This window comes from Vibrio sp. CCUG 15886 (assembly GCF_028570825.1).
Taxonomy (GTDB): Bacteria; Pseudomonadota; Gammaproteobacteria; order Enterobacterales; family Vibrionaceae; genus Vibrio; species Vibrio vulnificus_B.
Map to the genome: position 1 here is coordinate 1 of NZ_JAQQBT010000039.1, position 1994 is coordinate 1994.

General features: G+C 44.1%; 2 protein-coding genes. Both read right to left on the minus strand.

All coding sequences use genetic code 11. The features are described from left to right. Nucleotides 1-396: 396 nt before the first annotated feature. Nucleotides 397-1128, minus strand: a complete 732-nt coding sequence (locus tag PQQ36_RS22355) for an MBL fold metallo-hydrolase (protein ID WP_011079446.1) — start codon at nt 1126-1128, stop codon at nt 397-399. Nucleotides 1129-1145: 17 nt separating this feature from the next. Next, nucleotides 1146-1757, minus strand: coding sequence for a chemotaxis protein (locus tag PQQ36_RS22360; RefSeq protein ID WP_101957340.1), 612 nt, complete (start codon nt 1755-1757; stop codon nt 1146-1148). Between the last annotated feature and the right edge of the window lie 237 nt (nt 1758-1994).

Sequence of the window (1994 nt, forward strand, 5' to 3'; positions counted from 1 at the left end):
GGTAGTTCAGTTGGTTAGAATACCGGCCTGTCACGCCGGGGGTCGCGGGTTCGAGTCCCGTCCGCTCCGCCACTTATACCAAGCCTCAGTTGAAAAACTGGGGCTTTTTTACGTCTGAATGTTTGGGTTTACTCTAACGTCGAATGAGTTCCGCTTGAATGCAAGTCTGGCCGTCCCTTCCCACTCTAAACTGTGTTTTGTTGTCTGCGATTACAGGTCTCTTTTACTGAAGGTGATTACTCGCCGATAGCTCATCTGATTGGCATAGCATGCTTCCATTATGGCTTCATTACCTATATTTGGTACGTTACTCTTAGAGTCGCTTAGGCATTTATAGGCTGCTACTTTCTTTTGAATCCTCACTTTCTGTCTTTTTAAGTGTTGGGATAACAGTAATTAAACTGCAATACCGACTTCTAACTTATCTAGCCAATCTAAAAAACGTGGCACGTCATCACCACGGAAAATACCGCCGTGTTGCGGGCACATCATCTCTATATCCAGTTGGCTTACCTTGTCAATCCATGCTGATTTGGCTTTTTCCGATGGCATCCAACGTTGATGAAAATAGGCCATTTTTTCGATATGACTACCAAAGTCTTCAACGAAAAGTGGTGCATCGATACGATCAAGTGCGGCGCCAATATCTCCGGACATTAAGATCTTTGCTTCAGGGTCATAGACGGAAAAATTTCCTGAAGAATGCATATAGTGGGCCGGAATAAATTGAATATCTAACCCTGCTAATGACACCGTTCCACCTTGATCTTTGATCGGAGCAAAGGTGATAGATTCCATACCAAAATGACGAATAAAGCCTTCCCAAAGCCAAGGTGAATGGAGTGTTGCTGAGGGGAGGGTTTTATCCCAAAGTCCAAGAGAGGAGATGATGTCGGGATCTTGATGCGATGCAAATAGATGGGTAATTTGCTCAAGTGATATTTCTTTCACAACACTGCTGAGCATAGCAGAGAAAAGCTCGATACCACCAGGGTCGAGGAGCATCGCCTGGCCGTTGTGTACCAGCATATACTGATTAGTATCGATGATTTTGTCAGGCTTATGAGGATCTCTACCAAACATCAACCAACGGTGGGAGCCTTCTTCATAGAGAATTTCTGAGCGCATAATTTTTAATGTCCTTATTACAAAAAGAGCGAAAAGAGTTTAAGAGAGAGTGAAACATGATGGCGAATTGTATCAGAGAATTCCGTTACACTATCGGCGATAGCGTTGAGTTGAATTCGGTAACGCTCGTCGACTTTAGATGCTTCAACGCTTAGCATAGTCGATATGATCTGAGCGATGCGCAGTTGGTCATAGAGCTCCTGAAGGGCTTCCTTTAGGGATTTAGCTTTGAGAGTAAATAAGGTGTTGAGTTGCTGATAATCTTCGTTAGCACGCTGTTTGGCTTGATTTAAACTGGATAGAAATATTGCTTCTTTGCTGCTTTGTTCCACACGATTCAACTGCTTTAACACAAATTGAGCACGAGTTCGCTCTGTGGCAATTTGACTGAGTTGTTGAGCTTGTCGATTGATGGTATTTGAAGAATGAAATGTCAGGAGGACGAGCTCATCAATGGAATCCGTGACGGGTCTAAATCCTGCTGCACTTTCTCCCGCTCTTAGAGCAAGCGCTCTGGCATTACTGGCAACCAGTTGTAGTTGTTTCGCAATTTTTACCCCTCGATTTAACTCTGCTGATACTTCAGCGGCAATAACGAATAGAGGTTTTCGTTCAATGGTGTCTCTCATTAACTCGCTCAATACACAGTTTGTTCTTATATAGGTATAGAGCTGAGTTGCATATTTGCCAATGCCTAAGGTTCTAAAATTGGCAGCGAGAAAAAGGAATTGAACGGAGATGAGCTAATGACAGATGTGAAAAAGCCGCATCAATGATGCGGCTTTTTCTAAGGTGGCTCCTCCTGCTGGGCTCGAACCAGCGACCTGCGGATTAACAGTCCGTCGCTCTACCGACTGAGCTAAGGA